This is a genomic window from Paracoccus pacificus, from assembly GCF_042680785.1.
In the GTDB taxonomy this organism is placed as follows: Bacteria; Pseudomonadota; Alphaproteobacteria; order Rhodobacterales; family Rhodobacteraceae; genus Paracoccus; species Paracoccus pacificus.
In genome coordinates, this window is record NZ_JBHUEN010000043.1 from 343,862 (window position 1) to 359,237 (window position 15,376).

The window sequence follows — 15,376 nt, forward strand, 5'->3', positions numbered from 1 at the left end:
GCCCCGGAGCCGGAACATTGCTGCGGCAGGCCAAATCGGGCCGGGCGATGTCGGGCCGGGGGGTGTCAGGTCGGGCGGTATCGGGCCGGGCGGTATCGTGGCGTTGTCGGGCCCCGGGCCCGAAGGCAGGGGCAGAGGGCAGCAGCGGTTGATCACCGGGCGCGGCTGCCGGGCTATCCCCGGGCACGCGCATGGGCGGCTGCCCGTTTCGCCCCCTCAGCTTCTGCCAACGCTCCATCGGAAACGAGGGCAGAGAAATACAGGTGATCCGCCGCCCGGTCATGGCGCACCGCCCATGTGCCCGGACGCTTGTCGCGCGACCGGAACAACTCGACCCGCCAGTTCGGATCGCCCGGCGCGATGATGTCGTCGGGGTGCGGCGCCGAGGGCAGCGGCGAGACGCGCCAGCGGTCGCGCATGGCGCTGGCCTGCGCTTCGGCCGCGTGCCGGATCAGCCAAAGCGTCACCCCCGAGGCTTCGGCCCGGATCGCCAGCCGCCGCGAGCAGGTGAAATCCAGCGCCGTGGGATTGCCGTGAACCTCGGCCACCACCGCCCCCAGATCGGCGCAGGTCAGCGCCTCTTCCGCCGCGATCAGCACGTCGCGCGGGTGCGACAGTTCCAGCAGCAGGGCGTGCCGGGACAGGGACAGAAAGCAGGGCTGGCCAGTTTCGCGCCCGCTGAGCCGGTCCTGTATCCACAGGATCGGTCCGTTGCCGACCTGCCGCGAAGCCATCTGCGCCAGCACAAAGCCCGCCCATCCCGCGCCGCCCGTGGCAAATACCTCGTTGCAGCGCGCCGCAACGGGCGCGTCCTGCATCGGAACAAGGCTGAGTTCGGGGCTGGACATACATCGCATGAGATTCGAGTGTTCTTGCTTTGTTCTAAATCTGCACGGCATGCAGAGTCAATTATCGACGCCATCCCGAAAGGCGCGCCGCGGTCATCGAACAGGGGTCGGAAGCCATGGGCCGGCCCGGGAGCGGACACGAGGCAGCCAGCTAATATGCCAGTTCTATGGGGAAAATCACCGGTCAGTTCGCGCGGCGGTTTTCGCGGACGGCGCGCGATGGGCTGCCCGGGGTCGGCTTCACGATATATTGCGCACAGCTCGGCAATGCCGTTTCGGCCATCACATCGGCCGGCATGTCCGGTGCCGGGTTATTTCCGTGTTGCCCGGAAACGGATGCACCCCGCCCGATTCGACATCCCTGAAATGGATGCCGGGCCGGGCGGGGCTTTTGGGCGGCGCTGGCGGCGCGCCGCGCGGTTTACCGCCCGGTGATGCCCGGGAATGCGATCAGCAGGCCGACGGCAAGAATTTGCAGCGCGATAAACGGCATCAGCGAGCGGAAGATGATCCCCAGCGTGATCTCGGGCGGCGCCACAGATTTCAGGTAGAAGGCGGCAGGGCCGAAGGGCGGCGACAGGAAACTGACCTGCATGTTCATGCAGAACAGCACCCCGAACCACACCGGATCCATGCCCAGTTTGGTGATGATCGGCACGAAGATCGGCATGGTCAGCAGCGCGATACCGACCCAGTCCAGAAACGCGCCCAGAAAGAACAGGATCGCCATCATCACCAGTACGATCACGGTCGGGTTGTCCGAGATGCCGGTGATCATGGCCGAGACGAACTCTACCCCGCCCATCAGGTTGTAAACCCCGACGATGGCGGTGGCGCCGATGCCGATCCAGACGATCATGCCGACCGTGGCCAGCGTCTGGATCGCCGCATCGCGCAGCAGGGCATAGCTGAACTCGCCGCGCAGCACCGTCGACAGCAGCACCCCTCCTACGCCGATGGCCGAGGCTTCGGTGACCGAGGCGATGCCGCCATAGATCGAGCCCAGAACCATGACGACCACCAGAATCGGCAGCGCCAGCCCCTTCAGCAAACGGATCTTTTCCGCGCGCGGGACCGGGGTCGGGTCGACGGCCGGGACCGCGTCCGGCGTCAGATAGGCGCGGGCGAGGATATAAAGGCAGTAGAACATCGCCAGCATGAAGCCGGGCAGGAACGAGGCGGTGAACAGCTCTCCGATCGAGACGTTGGCGGTCAGGCCATAGATGATCAGCACGATCGACGGCGGGATCATCGTGCCAAGCGAGCCGCCGGCGCAGACCACGCCGATGGCCAGACTGCGGTCATAGCCCAGACGCAGCATCTGGGGCAGGGCGAGCAGGCCCAAAAGCACGATCTCACCGCCGATGATGCCCGACATGGCGGCCAGAATGACCGAGACGAACACGGTCTGAATGGCGACGCTGCCGCGTACCCGCCCGGCAAACAGCTTCATCGCGTCGAACAGATCGCGGGCGATGCCCGACCGATCAAGGATCGCCGCCATCAGCACGAACATCGGCACCGACACGAAGACGAAGTTCATCACGAAGGAATAGACCCGGCTGGTGATCAGCGGGATCGACATCGGCCCGAACCAGCCAAGGGCAAAGATCAGCGCGACCAGCAGCGTGACGAAGGCCAGCGGCATCCCGGTCAGCAATAGCAGGACCAGCATGCCGAACATGACGGCCGTGCCCCATTCGATGCCAAGGGCCTGAAGGTTGATTCCCAGATCCATCATCGGCGTTTATCCTTTGGCCTTGCGGGCGTAATTCACGGCGAAGATCAGGAACTGCACGACAAGCAGCACCATGATGACGAAGATGAAGATCTTGATCAGCGCCGGGGTGGGCGGGCTCCATGCGCTGCCGGTGGTCTCCAGCCGTATCTGGCCGCTGGGGGTGATGACCGCGCGCGTCACCATATGCCAGGCCGCATAGGCGAAGAACGCCGAGGCGATGGCGCAGATGATCGAGATGATGATGTCGAAGATGCGGCGCAGGCCCGGGGACAGCGCATCATAGATCAGCACGACGCGGATATGACTGTTGCGGCAGGTGCAGTAGAGACCGCCGAAGGTAAAGGCCAGCCCGCACAGAAACACCGTGGTTTCATGGGCCCAGATGGTCGGGCGGTTGAAGATGTAGCGCAGGAACACCTCCATCAGAAGGACGGCGGCGGCAAAGACGATACCGGCGGCAAAGACATAGGCCACCCGATCGACGATGCGGCCCATCGCGCCCGCTTCGGGCGGGATCGGGCCCACCCCTTCGCTGGTGGCGGCAAGGTCGATTTCTTCGATGCTGCGATCTTCGGTCATGCGATGATCCCCCCTTAAAGCAAGACAGACCGCCCCGCGATGACGGGGCGGCCCGGGCGTCTGCTGGTTATTCCAGCATGTTCTTTTCTTTCAGATAGGCGGTCAGCGTATCATAGACCTTTTGCGCCATCGGGGACTGGGTCGCGATCTTCTGCCATTCGGCCATGCCCAGTTTGCGGAATTTGGCGCGCTCTTCATCCGACCAGTTGTGGATGGTGATCTTCGGATCGGCCTTGGCCTCGGCGACGGCGGCCTCATCCGCGGCGCGGTTGCCGGCAAGCTGGGTTTGCTGGAATTCCTTGACGGTGTCTTCCATCAGCTTCTTCATGTCATCCGGCAACGCGTCCCATTTCGCCTGATTCATCGAAACCTCGACAAGCGGCAGCGAATGGAAGCCCGGATAGACCGGATTGGGCGCGACGGTGTTCAGCCCCTGCTGCTGGTTCACCGAAAACACCGAATAGTCGGCGGCATCGACGACACCCTTGTCGATCGAGGTATAGACCTCGGACGAGGGCAGGTTGACGGGCGAGGCACCGGCGGCGGCGAAGACGTTGGCGATCGGGCCTTCGGGGGTGCGGACCTTGACGCCTTTCAGATCGTCGACGCCATTCAGCGGCACGCGCGACACGAAAGCCTCCAGCCCCGGGGTGGTGACGCCGATGAAATGCAGGCCATAGCTGCCCAGCAATTCCTGCATCAGCTCTTTGCCGCCGCCGTTTTCCACGAAGTCGATCATCTGTTCGGGCGCGGACCATGCGCCCACCGGGTTGGAGATCAGGCCGAACGCCGGGTCCTTGCCCGCCCAATAAGAGCTGTCGCAGATCTGTCCGTCCAGAATGCCGGCGGCCACCGCATCGAGCGTTTCGTTATATTCGACGACCGAGCCGACCGGCAGCAGTTCGATCTTGATCTTGCCGCCCGATTTCTCGGCCACCAGTTCGGTCCAACCCTTCTGGAATTCAAAGTTCGGGTTCCCCGCCGGGTCCGAGGACTGGAACTTGAAGCTGAAATCCTGCGCGGCGGCCGCGCCGGCGAACACCAAAAAGGCCGCAGTGGCCGCATGGAACAATCTCATAGGGGTCCTCCCAAAGTTAGTTTGATTTTTCAGGTTTTACGACATGTTCAACCACGCACCGCGCCTGCGGCGGGGGGGCTGTTGCGGGCTATACCGCCCGTCCTCCTTGACCTCGTTCAAGGTCGAAGCCGATATCCAGCAGCGCCGGATCTATGTTCTGCTCCAGCCGGGTCATCATGCTTAGCCCCAACTCGATAAGTTCGTCCGACCGGGCGCAGGCGCGCGCAACATCGCCGTCAAGCACCGCCTGCATCAGCGCGATGTGATGGTCGATCGAATCGTTCATCCCGCGCTGACCGCTAAGCCGGCTGATATCCAGATAACCCGTCCGCCGCCCGAGCGCCTTCAGCGGGCGCAGGCTGCGTTCCAGAAAACGTTCGCCCGAGGCTTGAATCATCAGCATATCGAAAGCCTTGTCCAGAACGTTGAACCGGTCAAGAGTGATCGCGCCGCGTTCATCGCGCAACTTGCGCAATATATAGGTCAGCCGGGCGCGGTCGTTGCTTTGCATGCTTTCGATCGCGGCGGCGCAGACGAACCTTTCCATGTCCCGGCGCAGAACCGCCAGCCGCCGCTCGCGTTCCAGATTTATGGGGGCCACGAGCAGACCATTGCGCGGCTGCACGGAAAGCAGCGTTTCGGCCGCCAGCCGGCGCACGGCCTGATGCACCGGCGTTCGCCCCAGCTTGGTCAGGGTCTGCAGATCCTGCGTCCGCAGATGGGCGCCCGGCTGAAGTTGCAATGAGATGAAAAGCTCTTCGATCCGCTCATAAGCGGCGCTGGTCAGATCTCCCACGCCGGACATCACGCCGGGATCAGCCGCGCCCAAGGCTGGCTCGGCCATGCCCGGTTCCGCTGTTCCGGCTGAGTTTTCGGTGGTGGCGGGCATCACTTTCCCTTATTGATGTTTACTGATATTTCACGGCATATCTGCGAAGTCAACGCGATTCGCATCGACCCGGTGATACCGGGCGCAGCAGGGGGAACAGCAGCCATGGTCATGATCACCGCTATCGAAACGCTACGGACCCAGGAATTCTCGAACGTCCTGTGGGTGCGTCTGCATACCGACGAGGGGCCGATCGGTCTGGGAGAGACTTTTTACGGCGCCGAAGCGGTCGAGGCGCATATCCACAATACGCTGGCGGTGCGGCTGCTGGGCAAGGACCCGACGCGGATCGAGGCGCTGAACCGGGCGATGGTCGACCTGCCGATGGCGCAAAGCTCGACCGGGGTGGAATACCGCGCGGCTTCCGCCGTCGACATCGCGCTTTGGGACCTGTTCGGCAAGATCACCAACCAGCCCGTCCATAACCTGCTGGGCGGCCTGAATTGCGACAAGCTGCGGCTTTACAACACCTGCGCCGGTTATGGCTATGTGCGCAGCAACAACATCCGCCCGGTCGATACATGGAATATCGGCGGCGCGGACGAGGGGCCTTATGAGGATCTGAAGGCGTTCATGACCGACGCCGGCGCGCTGGCCGAAAACCTGCTGGAAAGCGGGATCACGGCGATGAAGATCTGGCCGTTCGATCCGCCGGCGCAGGAAAACCGGGGCATGTACATCAGCGCCGAACAGCTTCGCAAGGCGTTGGACCCGTTCGAGAAGATCCGCAAACGGGTGGGCGACAAGATGGATATCATGGTCGAGCTGCACTCGCTTTGGAACCTGCCGGCGGCCAAGAAGATCGCCCGCGCGCTGGAACCCTATGATCCGTTCTGGTTTGAAGATCCGATCCGCATGAACTCGCCCCAGGCACTTGAGGAATATGCGGCATCGACCGATGTCTGGGTCTGCGCCAGCGAGACGCTCGGCTCGCGCTTTCCCTACAAGGACATGCTGGAGCGGAACGCCACCCATGTCGCCATGGTCGATCTGTGCTGGACCGGCGGCCTGACCGAGGGGCGCAAGATCGCGGCGCTGGCCGACACCTATCACCGCCCGTTCGCGCCGCATGACTGCACCGGGCCGGTGTCGTTCGTGGCGGCGATCCATGCCTCGTTCAGCCAGCCGAACACCCTGATCCAGGAATCGGTGCGCGCCTTCTATGACGGCTGGTATCGCGAGCTGGTGACCGAAATGCCGGTGATCAGCGATGGCTATGCGCTGCCGATGGAGGGTCCGGGTCTGGGGACCGAGCTTCTGCCGGCGGTGTTCGAGCGCAGCGACCTGACCGTCCGGCGGTCGGAGTTCGAGGGGTGACGGTGGCGGGTCTGTTTGATCTGACCGGCCGCACGGCGCTGATCACCGGCTCGACCCGCGGTCTGGGCCGGGCCATTGCCGAGGGGCTTGGCGGGGCGGGGGCGGCGCTGGTCGTCAACGGACGTGACCGGCACGCGACCGAGACGGCGGCGCGCGAGATGCGCGAGGCCGGGTTCAACGCCCGCGCGGCCGCCTTTGACGTGACCGACGAGGCTGCCGTCACGGCGATTTTCCGCGATCTCGAGGCCGAGGGTGCTACGATCGACATTCTGGTCAATAACGCCGGCATCCAGCACCGTCAGCCGATGGTGGAACTAAGCCTTGCCGACTGGCAGCGGGTCATCGACACCAACCTGACCAGCGCCTTCCTGCTGGGGCGCGAGGCGGCGCGGCGGATGATCCCGCGCGGGCGCGGCAAGATCATCAACATCGGGTCGCTGACCAGCGAACTCGCCCGCGCGACGGTCATTCCCTATACGGTCGCCAAAGGCGGGATCCGGCTGTTGACCAAGGGCATGGCGGCGGAATGGGGCCCGCATGGCATTCAGGCCAATGCGATCGGACCGGGCTATATGCTGACCGAAATGAACGAGGCGCTGACCGCGAACCCGCAATTCGACGCCTGGGTCAAGGGGCGCACGCCCGCCGGTCGTTGGGGTCGCCCCGAGGAACTGGTCGGGACCGCGATCTATCTGGCCTCGGGCGCGTCGGATTACGTCAACGGCCAGTTGATCTTTGTCGATGGCGGGATGATTTCGGTGCTTTAGCCCGGGCGCCGCGCCGCCATCGGAAAACGCCCCGCCACGAAACCATGACGGGGCGTGTTGCTTAGACGGGTTGCAGGAACAGCCGTTCGCTTTCGCCTTCCTGCCGGTCGGCCGGGCGCAGGTCGCGGTAGGCGTGCCAGGTTCCATGCCCCAGAAGCGGAAAGACGATGATCAGCCCCAGCAACCCGGTCGCGACCGAGACCAGAAACAGCGCCAGAACGATCGCGCCCCAGGCGATCATGACCGCCAGATTGTTCCAGACCATGGCCATGCTGATGCCAAGCGCGGACAGCGCGTCGGTCTTTTCCTGAAGCAGCATCGGAACCGCAAAGACGCTGATCGAAAAGGCGAAGGCGGCGAACAGCGCACCGACCGAGCCGCCGACGATCAGCAGCGCCCATCCGGTCGGCGTGGTGAACAGCGTCGGAATGATCTCGTCCATGCCGGGGAAGGGCTTGATGCCGAAGAACAGCGCCCAGATCAGCACCGCCGCCCGCATCCACAATAGAAACAGCATCAGCAGGATCACACCCATGAACAGCGCCGAGGGGCCGGAACGCGGCCGGACGAACAGCATGCCGAACAGCGACGTGCGGGCGCCAATCTCGATATTGCGGCTTTTGACGTAAAGCCCGTTGGCGATCAGCGGGCCAAGAACCATGAAGCCGGCCAGGGCGGGAAATACGAAATAGTCCAGCTCGAACCGGAACATCAGCCAGACCACCAGCGCCGAGACGATAAAGACGCCAAGCCCGTAAAGCAGGCTGGGCACCGGGTTGGTCCACAGATCCGACCAGCCTTCGCGCAGCCATTTCAGCGCCGTATGCCACGGCAATTCGCGGGCCAGCCGGTTTTCGCGGGGCAGCGGCGGCACGACCTCGGGGATCAGACTGTGTTCGTCGTGACCTTCGGGTTCGGGTGGGGTGTTGCGATCACTTAGCATGAGGGTCTCGCCGCGCGCAGGGCCACGACGCCTTCCATGTTGGGCTGTAGGGCACATTCGGGGTTCGAGGCGAATGATACCACGATCAGATGGATATTCGCCGCGATGAAGATCGTCAGGACCAGAACCGAGGCAACCAGCGCGAAAAGCCGCGGGCCGGTCCAGAAGGCGCGCGTCAGGACCGGGCTCATTGCGTGCCCCCGGCTTGCGTGCCTTCTGCCGGAGTGGCTTCAGCCTCAGTGCCTTCTGCCGGAGTGGCTTCAGCCTGAGCAGCTTCGGCCTCAACACCTTCGGCCTGAGCATCTTCGGCCTGAGCACCTTCGGCCTGCGCTGCCTCGACCGGCGTAGCTTCGGTCTGCGCACCCGCAGCCTCGGCGCTCTCGGCCTGCGCACCCGAGGCGTTGGCTTCCTTGCCCTTGTCCATGATGTAGACCGCAAGGATCTTGCGCTCGGTCGGGGTCAGGCGGTTCTCCCAGTCGGGCATCCAGCCCTGACGGCCGCCATAGACGGTCTGGAAGATCGCCTTGTCCGAGCCGCCGTAGATCCAGAAGTGATCCGTCAGGTCCGGCGCGCCCTGGCTGATGTCGCCGGTGCCGTTGTCGCCGTGACAGCTTGCGCAGTTCTCGGCGAAGATCGTGGCGCCCTCGGTCAGTTTTTCGGCCGGCGCGGGCGTGCCCGAAAAGTTCTGGACATAATCGGTGACGGTGCGGATCTGGTCCCGGGTCAGCATGCCGTCCCGGCCAAAGGCGAGCATCTGCGACACCCGGGTATCGGGGTTGTCGTTGTTGATCCCGACGCGGATGGTTTCCATGATGTCGTCAAAGGTGCCGCCCCACAGCCACGCGCTGTCGATCAGGCTGGGAAAACCCGGACCGCCCTGCGCATTCACGCCGTGGCAGCCGGCGCAGTTGTCGCCGAAAAGCTGGTTCCCGGTTTCGGTCACCCGCTGCATCAGCGCCGGATCGGCCATGATCTGATAGGCCGGCATGTCGTCGATCCGCGTCGCCCAATCCGCACGCGCGTTATTGGCGTCGATCACCGATTTCTCGACCTCGGCACGCTGATCGGCGCCAAGGATGCCCCTTGTATAGGTGGTGAGCAGCGGCCAGGTCGGCAGCAGAACCCACGCGATCGCCGACCAGATGGCGGTGACGGCGATGAAGAACCATACGGCGGTTGGAACGCGCGTATTCAACTCGGTGATGCCGTCCCATTCGTGCCCGGTCGTCTGATGCCCGGTCAGGGGATCACGTTCTTTTACCGACATGGTCCCTCCTCATCGTCGAAAATGCTGTTTGCGGCCTTGTCAAAGCGGTTCCGCAGCGCCGGCCAATAGGCATAGATGGTGATCGCGACAGACAGGGCGATCAGATAGAACAGCCCGTAGGATTTTGAAAAACCTACCAGAAACTCATGTGTGAACTGCATTGCCGGTCACTCCTGCGCCACGGCCTGGGTTTCATAGGGCAGCTGCGTCAGCCGCCCCAATATTTGCAGATAGGCGACCAGCGCGTCCATTTCGGTCACCACGTCGGTATTGCCGTCAAAGGTGCGGATCGTGGTCGCCTCGCCATAGCGCTCGGCCACGCCCGCCGCACCGTCGCTGTCCGGCCGGGCCTGCGCGGCCGCGTCCTTGCTGGCCGATGCGATCATCTCGTCCGTATAAGGGACGCCGACGGCGCGCAGCGCGGCCAACCGCGCGGGCAGGCTGGCGGTTTCAAGCGTGCGATCCTTGAGGAAGGCGTATTGCGGCATGATCGAGGCCGGCACCACGTCGCGGGGATTGATCAGGTGGCGAACTTGCCAATCGTCCGAGTATTTGCCGCCGACCCGCGCCAGATCGGGGCCGGTCCGTTTCGATCCCCACAGCATCGGGTGATCATACTGGCTTTCCGCCGCCAGCGAATAAGGTCCGTAACGTTCGACCTCATCGCGCAGGGTGCGGATCATCTGGCTGTGACAGGCATAGCAGCCTTCGCGGATATAGATGTCACGCCCGGCCTGCTCCAGCGGGGTGTACACCCGCATGTCGGAGGCCGTCTCGACGGTGTCGTCGATGGTGAACAGGGGCGCGATCTCGAATATGCCGCCGATGCTGGCCACCACGATGATGGCCCCGGTCAGCGCCAGAGAGTGCCGCTCGGTCCGGTAATGGGTCCGGGCGTGAAGGTCGAAGAACCGCCTGAAAGGTGCAAGAATTGTTTTCAGCATGTGATTACTCCGCCGCCGGCACGGTCTGACCGCTGGTGCCGGATGAGATGGGATGATCGCGCTCGGGGACCAGCTTCGGGGCGTGACGGATCGTCATCACCACGTTCCAAAGGGCGATGCAGGCCCCGATCAGGAACAGCAGGCCGCCAAGGGCGCGTGCGATGTAATAGGGATGCATCGCGATCATCGACTCGAGGAAGGAATAGCGCAGCGTCCCGGTGTCGTTATAGGTGCGCCACATCAGCCCTTGAATGATGCCGCTGTTCCACATCGCGAAGACATAGATGACGGTGCCGGCAAGGGCCAACCAGAAGTGCCACTCGACCGCCTTGGCCGAATACATCCGCTGGCGGCGCCACAGCATCGGGGTCACCGCGTAGATCGAGCCGAAGGTGATCAGCGCGACCCAGCCCATGGCACCGGCGTGCACGTGGCCGACCGTCCAGTCGGTGTAATGCGACAGCCCGTTGACCGGCCGGATCGCCATGAACGACCCTTCGAAGGTGGAAAGGCCATAGAACACCGCCGCGACCATCATGAACCGCAGCGTGGCGTCGTCGCGGACCTTTGCCCATGCGCCGTTCAGCGTCATCAGCGCGTTGCCCGCCGAGGCCCAGGACGGCACCAGCAGCATGACCGAGAAGGTCATGCCCAGCGTCTGCACCCATTGCGGCAGCGCGGTATAATGCAGGTGGTGCGAACCGGCCCACATATAGAAGAAGGTGATCCCCCAGAACGACAGGATCGACAGGCGGTAGGAATAGATCGGCCGCTCGGCGCGCTTGGGCAGGAAGTAATAAAGCATCCCCAGAAAGCCCGAGGTCAGGAAGAACGCGACCGCGTTATGGCCGTACCACCATTGGGTCATCGCATCCTGCACGCCCGAGAACGCCGAATAGCTTTTCGCCCCAAGCCAGGATGCCGGCACCGCAAGGTTGTTGACGATATGCAGCATCGCCACGACCAGAATGAAGGCCAGGTAATACCAGTTGGCGACATAGATATGCGGCTCGTTCCGGCGGGCCAGCGTGCGCATGTACAGCACGAAATAGACCACCCAGACCACGACCAGCCAGATATCGGCATACCATTCCGGTTCGGCGTATTCCTTGGACTGGGTGACGCCCATGAAATAGCCGCTGGCCGCCACGACGCAGAACAGGTTATAGCCGATCAGCACGAACCACGGCATAAGCTGGCTGGGCATCCGCGCGCGACAGGTGCGTTGCATGACATGGAACGAGGTCGCGATCAGCGCATTGCCGCCGAAGCCGAAGATCACGCCCGAGGTGTGGACCGGCCGCAGCCGCCCGAAACCCGACCATGCCGCGTCAAAGCGCAGGTCCGGCCATGCCAGCAGCGCCGCCACCCAGACGCCCATGGCCATGCCGATGACCGCCCAGATCAGCGCGATCACGATCCCGACCTTGGTCGGGTCGTCGTAATAGGACGCAAACCGGTCCTCGCTGGGTTCGGGATCCTCCAGTCGCGGCATCAGGATCAGCGTCATGATCGCGCCGAAGGCCAGAACGACCCAGCCTTGCGCGCCCATCAGATCCCCCTGGCCACCGGCGGCCATGACAAGCCCGACCAGAGTGACTGCAATACATATTAAGAACGCGCCGATACGCTCGGACCGGGTCAGTCGCGAGATCATGACTCTTGCTCCTTGTCCTTTGACTGGGTGGAAGTTGGTATTGGTTCGCCGGCCTGCGATTTGCCGGGCTGCGATTTGCCGGGCTGCGATTTGCCGGGCTGCGGTTTGCCGCTTAGCGGACGGTCGTCGCCATCGAACAGAATGCGTTCAGCGTCACCGGCCAGATCGTCATACTGGCCGTTGCGCAGGCTCCAGAAAAAGGCGGCAAGACCAATGCCGCCCATGACGAGGGTGATCGGAATAAGAAAGGCCAGCACGCTCATGCCGTCACCGTCGGGCGATATGCACCGGCCGGCCGCGTGGCGGCGCGCGCAGGGGCCGCATTCAGCCGCAGCGAGTTTCCGATGACGATGACCGAGGAAATCGACATCGCCAGCGCCGCGACAAGCGGGGTGACGAAACCCAGAACCGCAAGCGGAACGGCGATGCAGTTGTAGATGATCGCCAGCACGAAATTCTGGCGCACGATCCGCGCGGTCCGCCGGGCCAGATGGATCGCCTGCGGCACGGCCTCGAGCCCGTCGCGCAGAAGGACGAAATCCGCCGCGGTCCGCCCCACGTCCGAGGCGCTGCCGGGCGCCATTGATACATGGGCCGCCGCCAGCGCGGCCGCATCGTTCAGCCCGTCCCCGACCATCAGCAGGCTATGACCCCGGCCTTGCTCGGCTTCCAGAAATGCGATCTTGGCTTCGGGCGCCATGCCGTGCCGCGTCTCGGCGATGCCAAGCTGGGCCGCGACACGGTCCACGCGCGCCCGGTTGTCCCCCGACAACATCGCAACGCTCAGACCGTCGCGGGCAAGGGCGGCGATGGCCGGGGCGGCGCCGGGACGCATGGTCTCGGTCAGCGGAAAACTGATCGGTTGACCGCCTTCAAACGCGAAGCTCGGGTCGTCACTGGTCGGGGCCGTGGCGGCGATCTCGGCCACCCAATCGCTGCGACCCAGCCGGGCGGGACGGCCGTCCAGATCCGCGGCAATGCCAAGCCCAGGAATTTCCACGACGTTTTCGATACGCAGATCGGTCTGGACGGCGGCGGGATCCGGCGTGATGGCACGGGCGGCCGGATGACCCGACAGGGCGGCCAGCGCGCGCGCGGCGTCAAGCGTCGCAGGATCGCCCCGGACCGCCCCCACCACCGGTCCCAGCGCCGGGCGCCCGGTGGTCAGGGTGCCGGTCTTGTCGAATACGGCGCCGTCGATCTCGGCCAGACGCTCCAGCGCCGCGCCATCCTTCATCAGAATACCCTCTGCCATCAGCCGCCCTGCGGCGACGACATGGGCGACCGGCACCGCCAGACCCAGCGCGCAGGGGCAGGTGATGATCAGCACGCTGATCGCCACGAAGGCCGCGCGCTGCCAGTCGCCGCCGGTCCAGAATATCCAGCCGATGAACGTCGCCAGAGCCGCCAGATGAACCAGCGGCGCGTAAAGCCGGGCGGCGCGGTCGGCGATGCGGACATAGGTCGTGCGCCCCTGCTCGGCCGCGGCCTGCATGCGGATCATCTGGGCCAGAAAGGAATCGTCGGCGCTGCGCAGCGCCTCGGCCTCGATCTGGCCGGTCATGTTCAGGGTGCCGGCCTCGAGCGTGTCGCCGGGGCCCGCCGCGACCGGCATCGCCTCACCGGTGATCAGCGACCGGTCCATGTCGGTGCTGCCCTTGGTGATGCGCAGATCGACCGGCACGTATTCCCCCGGGCCGACGACGATGATCTGACCGGGCCGGATCTCATCCAGCGCGACAAAGGCGAGTTCGCCCTGCGGCTGCCGCACCAACGCGCCCTTCGGCGAAAGTTGCGCCAGCCCCGCGACCGCGCTGCGGGCCCGCTGGCGCATCATGTGATCCAGATAACGGCCGGCGAGCAGGAAGAACAGCAAGGTGACGGCCGCGTCGAAAAAGACGTGGTCTCCGCCCCGGGCCAGTTCGACCAGACTCAGCGCCGTGGCCAGCAGGACCGCGAGCGCGATGGGAACGTCCATGTTCAGCCGCCGCGCCCGCAGCGCCTGAATGGCCGAGCGGAAGAACGGCTGACCCGAATAAAGCACGATCGGCACCGCCAGCAGCGCCGCGATCAGGTGAAAGCTGTTCCGCGTCGCGGCCTCGGCCCCCGACCAGACCCCGACCGACAGCAGCATGATATTCGCGGCGCCAAAGCCGGCGACGGCGGTGGCGCGCAAAAGCGCCTTGCCCGCCGGATCGCTGCGATTGTCGCCATCCGTCAGCGTTGCGGGCGCGGCGGCAAAGCCAAGACCGGCCAGCGCGTCCATGACCGGACCCGGGTCGCTGTCGGGCGCCGGCAATGTCAGGCGCAATTGCTTCAGGGTCAGATTGACCCGCGCCGAGATCACGTCCGGCCGGGCGTTCAGGGCCTTTTCGATGCTCGCCACGCAGCCGCCGCAACGAATTTCGGGGACCGACAAAACGCACAGCCCACGGCCGTCCGAAGCGGCGCGGACCGTTTCGCGGGCATGCGCCCGGGCAAGATCGGTGCTGCGGTTGATCGCCTGTTCGCGGCCGGTCATCGGATTATCCCTGCCTCTGCGTGGAAGGGCGGCGCCCCGGCGCGGTTGGGGCCGATGCGGTCGGGGCCGATGCGGGCGGGGCCGGTGCGGGGGTGCGCACCTGCGACAGAACCGTGCCGTCTTCCGCACAGGTCAGCCGCAGCCGCCAGTTATCGGAACGGAATGTGACGCGGAAGCGGCCGCTGTCGGCGCCTTCGCCCTGTTCGGTCATGGTCGCGATGCGGCCGGCCTGCATCTGTTTCTGAAATTCGGCGGGGTGCAGATCCAGCAAAGGCGCCAATTCCTGCGCATCGACGGTGATCTGCCCGTTGCGCACTTCCAGCTTCATGGCGCCGCCTCCAATGCGAAGGCTTGCGGCTCAAGCGCGACATCGGCCAGTGTGGACTGGTCCAGACTGGCCATGAACGCCTCTTGGGCGATGACCAGCCGGGCGCGAAGCCGGCAGCGATTGGTCGCGACACAATGTCCGCCATCGCTCTGGAAACATTCGACCAGCGGTTCCTCGGCGTTCAGGGCCCGGAACACCTCGCCCAACGAGATTTCGGCGGGCGGACGCGCAAGAATGGCCCCGCCACCGCCGCCACGGCGGGTCACGATCAGGCCGGCACGCGCCAGCGTTGCCATTGCCTTGGCCAGATGGTGACGGGAAATGGCGAATTCCTCGGCGATCTCGGCGGACGACAGCGGTGTCTGCGGATCCTGCGCCAGCCGTATCATGGCGCGCAGCCCAAAGTCGGTGAAAGTCGTCAAACGCATCCCGTAATCCCGTCGACGCCGTAAGAAAATGCGTGTCGTCATTAAGTGGTAAACAATATACCTATTCAC

The 15,376-nt window shown here is 64.6% G+C and carries 16 protein-coding genes and 1 pseudogene; 2 read left to right on the top strand and 15 right to left on the bottom strand.

Features of this window, described 5'->3' with window-relative positions:
- Window positions 1-173 precede the first annotated feature (173 nt).
- The 5 genes from ACFSCT_RS14130 to ACFSCT_RS14150 all read right to left on the bottom strand — a co-directional run bounded on the left by ACFSCT_RS14130 (window position 174) and on the right by ACFSCT_RS14150 (window position 5,135).
- The gene (locus ACFSCT_RS14130; protein WP_379143751.1) at window positions 174-848 is read right to left on the bottom strand and encodes an ImuA family protein; all 675 of its coding nucleotides are present in this window, start codon (window positions 846-848) and stop codon (window positions 174-176) included.
- 421 nt (window positions 849-1,269) lie between these two features.
- Window positions 1,270-2,586 (bottom strand): TRAP transporter large permease, encoded by a 1,317-nt coding sequence (locus ACFSCT_RS14135; protein ID WP_379144393.1) that lies wholly within the window; start codon window positions 2,584-2,586, stop codon window positions 1,270-1,272.
- A 9-nt stretch (window positions 2,587-2,595) separates the two neighbouring features.
- The gene (locus ACFSCT_RS14140) at window positions 2,596-3,168 is read right to left on the bottom strand and encodes a TRAP transporter small permease subunit (protein WP_379143753.1); all 573 of its coding nucleotides are present in this window, start codon (window positions 3,166-3,168) and stop codon (window positions 2,596-2,598) included.
- A 67-nt stretch (window positions 3,169-3,235) separates the two neighbouring features.
- Window positions 3,236-4,246, bottom strand: coding sequence for a TRAP transporter substrate-binding protein (locus tag ACFSCT_RS14145; protein ID WP_379143755.1), 1,011 nt, complete (start codon window positions 4,244-4,246; stop codon window positions 3,236-3,238).
- A gap of 88 nt (window positions 4,247-4,334) precedes the next feature.
- Window positions 4,335-5,135 (bottom strand): GntR family transcriptional regulator, encoded by an 801-nt coding sequence (locus ACFSCT_RS14150; RefSeq protein WP_379143757.1) that lies wholly within the window; start codon window positions 5,133-5,135, stop codon window positions 4,335-4,337.
- Between the two features lie 111 nt (window positions 5,136-5,246).
- Here ACFSCT_RS14150 and ACFSCT_RS14155 point away from each other — a divergent pair, with 111 nt between their 5' ends.
- Together ACFSCT_RS14155 and ACFSCT_RS14160 are read left to right on the top strand one after the other, a co-directional pair.
- The gene (locus ACFSCT_RS14155) at window positions 5,247-6,452 is read left to right on the top strand and encodes a mandelate racemase/muconate lactonizing enzyme family protein (RefSeq protein WP_379143759.1); all 1,206 of its coding nucleotides are present in this window, start codon (window positions 5,247-5,249) and stop codon (window positions 6,450-6,452) included.
- Window positions 6,453-6,454: 2 nt separating this feature from the next.
- Window positions 6,455-7,219: an SDR family oxidoreductase gene (locus tag ACFSCT_RS14160; RefSeq protein WP_379143761.1), complete on the top strand. Its 765-nt coding sequence runs from the start codon at window positions 6,455-6,457 to the stop codon at window positions 7,217-7,219.
- A 61-nt stretch (window positions 7,220-7,280) separates the two neighbouring features.
- Here ACFSCT_RS14160 and ACFSCT_RS14165 read toward each other — a convergent pair whose 3' ends face one another.
- From ACFSCT_RS14165 to ACFSCT_RS14210, 10 genes and pseudogenes are all read right to left on the bottom strand, one after another.
- Window positions 7,281-8,162 carry a DUF2189 domain-containing protein gene (locus ACFSCT_RS14165; RefSeq protein ID WP_379143763.1) on the bottom strand — a complete coding sequence of 294 codons (882 nt, stop codon included), beginning with the start codon at window positions 8,160-8,162 and terminating at the stop codon, window positions 7,281-7,283.
- Window positions 8,156-8,353 (bottom strand): hypothetical protein, encoded by a 198-nt coding sequence (locus tag ACFSCT_RS14170; protein ID WP_379143764.1) that lies wholly within the window; start codon window positions 8,351-8,353, stop codon window positions 8,156-8,158. The genes ACFSCT_RS14165 and ACFSCT_RS14170 overlap by 7 nt, the downstream gene beginning before the upstream one ends.
- Window positions 8,350-9,429 (bottom strand): cytochrome-c oxidase, cbb3-type subunit III, encoded by a 1,080-nt coding sequence (gene ccoP, locus ACFSCT_RS14175; RefSeq protein ID WP_379143766.1) that lies wholly within the window; start codon window positions 9,427-9,429, stop codon window positions 8,350-8,352. Before ccoP ends, ACFSCT_RS14170 begins: the two co-directional genes overlap by 4 nt.
- A complete protein-coding gene (locus ACFSCT_RS14180; RefSeq protein ID WP_379143768.1) occupies window positions 9,420-9,590 on the bottom strand; it encodes a cbb3-type cytochrome c oxidase subunit 3 in 171 nt (56 codons plus the stop codon). Before ACFSCT_RS14180 ends, ccoP begins: the two co-directional genes overlap by 10 nt.
- 6 nt (window positions 9,591-9,596) lie before the next feature.
- Window positions 9,597-10,373 carry a cytochrome-c oxidase, cbb3-type subunit II gene (gene ccoO, locus ACFSCT_RS14185; RefSeq protein ID WP_379143769.1) on the bottom strand — a complete coding sequence of 259 codons (777 nt, stop codon included), beginning with the start codon at window positions 10,371-10,373 and terminating at the stop codon, window positions 9,597-9,599.
- Between the two features lie 4 nt (window positions 10,374-10,377).
- Window positions 10,378-12,030, bottom strand: coding sequence for a cytochrome-c oxidase, cbb3-type subunit I (gene ccoN, locus ACFSCT_RS14190; protein ID WP_379143771.1), 1,653 nt, complete (start codon window positions 12,028-12,030; stop codon window positions 10,378-10,380).
- A 116-nt stretch (window positions 12,031-12,146) separates the two neighbouring features.
- Window positions 12,147-12,293 (bottom strand): annotated as a pseudogene (gene ccoS / locus ACFSCT_RS14195) (cbb3-type cytochrome oxidase assembly protein CcoS); the annotation flags it as partial.
- Complete coding sequence (locus ACFSCT_RS14200) at window positions 12,290-14,551, bottom strand: heavy metal translocating P-type ATPase (RefSeq protein WP_379143773.1); 2,262 nt, start codon at window positions 14,549-14,551, stop codon at window positions 12,290-12,292. The pseudogene ccoS and the gene ACFSCT_RS14200, both read right to left, overlap by 4 nt.
- A gap of 4 nt (window positions 14,552-14,555) precedes the next feature.
- Window positions 14,556-14,879: a DUF6522 family protein gene (locus ACFSCT_RS14205; protein ID WP_379143775.1), complete on the bottom strand. Its 324-nt coding sequence runs from the start codon at window positions 14,877-14,879 to the stop codon at window positions 14,556-14,558.
- Window positions 14,876-15,307, bottom strand: a complete 432-nt coding sequence (locus ACFSCT_RS14210) for an RrF2 family transcriptional regulator (protein ID WP_379143777.1) — start codon at window positions 15,305-15,307, stop codon at window positions 14,876-14,878. Before ACFSCT_RS14210 ends, ACFSCT_RS14205 begins: the two co-directional genes overlap by 4 nt.
- Window positions 15,308-15,376 lie beyond the last annotated feature (69 nt).

What these genes read in the sequence shown, in the direction of transcription:
- ACFSCT_RS14130 (WP_379143751.1), bottom strand. Translation starts at nt 848, where the DNA reads ATGTCCAGCCCCGAACTCAGCCTTGTTCCGATGCAGGACGCGCCCGTT.
- ACFSCT_RS14135 (WP_379144393.1), bottom strand. Translation starts at nt 2,586, where the DNA reads ATGGATCTGGGAATCAACCTTCAGGCCCTTGGCATCGAATGGGGCACG.
- ACFSCT_RS14140 (WP_379143753.1), bottom strand. Translation starts at nt 3,168, where the DNA reads ATGACCGAAGATCGCAGCATCGAAGAAATCGACCTTGCCGCCACCAGC.
- ACFSCT_RS14145 (WP_379143755.1), bottom strand. Translation starts at nt 4,246, where the DNA reads ATGAGATTGTTCCATGCGGCCACTGCGGCCTTTTTGGTGTTCGCCGGC.
- ACFSCT_RS14150 (WP_379143757.1), bottom strand. Translation starts at nt 5,135, where the DNA reads ATGCCCGCCACCACCGAAAACTCAGCCGGAACAGCGGAACCGGGCATG.
- ACFSCT_RS14155 (WP_379143759.1), top strand. Translation starts at nt 5,247, where the DNA reads ATGATCACCGCTATCGAAACGCTACGGACCCAGGAATTCTCGAACGTC.
- ACFSCT_RS14165 (WP_379143763.1), bottom strand. Translation starts at nt 8,162, where the DNA reads ATGCTAAGTGATCGCAACACCCCACCCGAACCCGAAGGTCACGACGAA.
- ACFSCT_RS14170 (WP_379143764.1), bottom strand. Translation starts at nt 8,353, where the DNA reads ATGAGCCCGGTCCTGACGCGCGCCTTCTGGACCGGCCCGCGGCTTTTC.
- ccoP (WP_379143766.1), bottom strand. Translation starts at nt 9,429, where the DNA reads ATGTCGGTAAAAGAACGTGATCCCCTGACCGGGCATCAGACGACCGGG.
- ACFSCT_RS14180 (WP_379143768.1), bottom strand. Translation starts at nt 9,590, where the DNA reads ATGCAGTTCACACATGAGTTTCTGGTAGGTTTTTCAAAATCCTACGGG.
- ccoO (WP_379143769.1), bottom strand. Translation starts at nt 10,373, where the DNA reads ATGCTGAAAACAATTCTTGCACCTTTCAGGCGGTTCTTCGACCTTCAC.
- ccoN (WP_379143771.1), bottom strand. Translation starts at nt 12,030, where the DNA reads ATGATCTCGCGACTGACCCGGTCCGAGCGTATCGGCGCGTTCTTAATA.
- ACFSCT_RS14200 (WP_379143773.1), bottom strand. Translation starts at nt 14,551, where the DNA reads ATGACCGGCCGCGAACAGGCGATCAACCGCAGCACCGATCTTGCCCGG.
- ACFSCT_RS14205 (WP_379143775.1), bottom strand. Translation starts at nt 14,879, where the DNA reads ATGAAGCTGGAAGTGCGCAACGGGCAGATCACCGTCGATGCGCAGGAA.
- ACFSCT_RS14210 (WP_379143777.1), bottom strand. Translation starts at nt 15,307, where the DNA reads ATGCGTTTGACGACTTTCACCGACTTTGGGCTGCGCGCCATGATACGG.